Genomic DNA, 2,378 nt, shown 5'->3' with positions numbered 1-2,378 from the left:
TTTTATATTGTCATGCAAGGACAAACGTATATAGAAGAAAAACAGCATAGTATTATTTGGTCCAAACAGGTTGATAAAAGTGGGATGCGCCCACCGTTTTGAGAGCGTATGAAAGAAGTGCAAGCAGGAGACTGTATTTTCCATTATGTAAAAGGTGACATTGTGGCAGTTAGTATTGCTAAAAGAGATTACTACGAGGCAGTTAATCCTTATGACGAGGAATATCAAAAAAAGGGCTATCTAGTAGAAACATCTTATGAGGAGTTAAATAACCCATTAAGTATTAAGGAACATTTTCAAGAGATAGAGTTATTACTCCCGATAAAGTATTCAGCTTTTCAAGAAAATGGGGATGGGAACCAAGGGTATCTTTATCCCTGTAACGAGCTATTGGCTATCAAGCTTTTAGAGTTAATAGCTGAGATGAATGTAAACCTTGAAAAACAAGAACAGCTGGAATTTGCAATCAGTCCAGTTCTGTTTAAGGAACGTAATCTCCTGCTACAAATCATAGCAATAATGGAGTCAGAGGCAAAGTCAAAAATCCGTAAAGGGAAACAAAGGTTTAAGCAAGCCCTTTCTCCGATATGGAATAATGAATGTGCTATCTGTAGCATTAATTCTTCAGATTTGTTACATGCTTCACCAGCAAAGGCTTGGAAGGATAGTACAGAGGAAGAAAAACTGGATCCCTTTAATGGAATCTTGCTTTGTTCTAACCATGATGCATTATATACAAAGGGGTATATTGCATTTGATGGTCAAGGTAAAATCCATATTTCAGACCGCATAAAAGAAACAGATTATGAGAAATATATGATCCATTCGAAAATACGTATAAATCGACAGGAAGAGCATAAAAAGTATCTTAAGTGGCATAAGAAAAATGTTTTAAAGTAAGGTTATGTTAAAGTTTTTGGTTGAGTTTTGTCTAGGAAAAGCTCATTTTGATATTCCAAAGGTTTATAAAAATCTATATAATGAATGTATTCATGCAGTTTATAAAATAGTATGGTGAACTCTTAAAATATGCTGTAAAAGTTGTCGGGATTTACGTGAAGTTATAGAAGAATGTATAAAAAAAATTAAATAGAATGTGATATTAAATGATTTGATATAGGGTTTGATGTGGAGAAATTCAACAGAAGGGTGTTGGGTGATTGTCATGAGCAACTTGATAAGTGTAATTATTGCTATAGCTGTAACCATGTTAGTGGTTTTTATTTATGAATCTTACGGACTTGTGGTTGCTATTATTCTTATAGCAGGAATTCTATTTCTTACCATAGTGGCACCAATGTTATACAAGTTAATTTTTACTCGTCAATGACTACGGTTTTTATAATGTAAATGGAGATATAAAACGAACACCTATAATCTTTCAAATACTAAATAAGTTATTTTATTAGCTTTCCACTCTTACGAGGGTGGAAAGCTTTTTATGTACATGAAAATAATAGGAAATCATTTGACTTTGCAATGGAATAAATAGAAAATTATGTATATATTATGAGTTAGAAAGGAGGAAATATAAGTGGAAGGAGATCTTTATTCTCCTAGTTTATCAGGAGAACAATTAGAAGAAACGAAAAGCTATAATCTCTCGAGTTTATTTATTGTGGCCGCTCTTGGGCAGCTTGTGGCCATTAGCGCACTTGGATTGCAGAACGCTATTTGGCTCAAAGTTAAAAAGAAGGTATTGTATACACTTTTAGGCATAATTTCAGTGTTGTTTCTTTTGAAATTTTCTTTAATATATGCCTATACCCATCAAATGATTGATATTGAAAGGTCTACTTATAGATTAATGGGGAGTGTAATGGCAATTGTATGCTTCGCAGCTGTTTATAATTTGTTAAAGGGCTCATTTAATTTACATGTGTCTACAAAGGGTGAGACTAAGTCGCTTGTTGTTCCTGGCATCATTTGGTGTATTACAAGTGTGGCAGTAGAAATGATATTAATCATAACTATTTCTCTTATATAGATGCTGGGGAAGGTGACTACAGAATGATTCATAAAGAGATGAGTTCATTTGACTTAATAGAACACTATTTTCAAATGGACCGTTATGAGCAGGTTATAGAAATGCTAGAAGATAATATGGGTGAGCACATTAATAATGAGAAAGCCTGGTATTATCTTGGATACAGTCATTATAGTCTAAACAATTTTGAGTTAGCTGAAAAGGAAGTAAAAGAAGCTCTACGTTTAGGTATAGATGAGGAATCTGCTTTTCATCTGTTAGGTCTAATCTATTATTCTATGGAAGAGTGGCCAGAGTCTGAAAGAGCATTTCTTGAAGCACTTCGATTAAATCCTAATAATGCAGATGTTCATGCTAGCTACGCTTATTTGATGAAGAGTGTAGGTCAAAA

General features: G+C 33.5%; 4 protein-coding genes. All 4 read left to right on the top strand.

What is annotated here, in order from left to right; genetic code table 11:
- Window positions 1–108: 108 nt before the first annotated feature.
- Window positions 109–900, top strand: a complete 792-nt coding sequence (locus tag AC06OU_RS16950) for an HNH endonuclease (RefSeq protein ID WP_475857343.1) — start codon at window positions 109–111, stop codon at window positions 898–900.
- Window positions 901–1,165: 265 nt separating this feature from the next.
- Complete coding sequence (locus AC06OU_RS16945; protein ID WP_475857342.1) at window positions 1,166–1,330, top strand: hypothetical protein; 165 nt, start codon at window positions 1,166–1,168, stop codon at window positions 1,328–1,330.
- 204 nt (window positions 1,331–1,534) lie between these two features.
- Window positions 1,535–1,987: a hypothetical protein gene (locus AC06OU_RS16940; protein WP_475857340.1), complete on the top strand. Its 453-nt coding sequence runs from the start codon at window positions 1,535–1,537 to the stop codon at window positions 1,985–1,987.
- Between the two features lie 23 nt (window positions 1,988–2,010).
- The coding region (locus tag AC06OU_RS16935; protein ID WP_475857338.1) for a tetratricopeptide repeat protein at window positions 2,011–2,378 on the top strand (368 nt) is incomplete at its 3' end.

The organism is Psychrobacillus sp., assembly GCF_056205495.1.
Note: the sequence above shows the minus strand (reverse complement) of the source record. Positions and strands in the feature narration are given on the sequence as shown.

Coding starts and splice junctions, on each gene's coding strand:
- AC06OU_RS16945 (WP_475857342.1), top strand. CDS start 1,166: ATGAGCAACTTGATAAGTGTAATTATTGCTATAGCTGTAACCATGTTA.
- AC06OU_RS16950 (WP_475857343.1), top strand. CDS start 109: ATGAAAGAAGTGCAAGCAGGAGACTGTATTTTCCATTATGTAAAAGGT.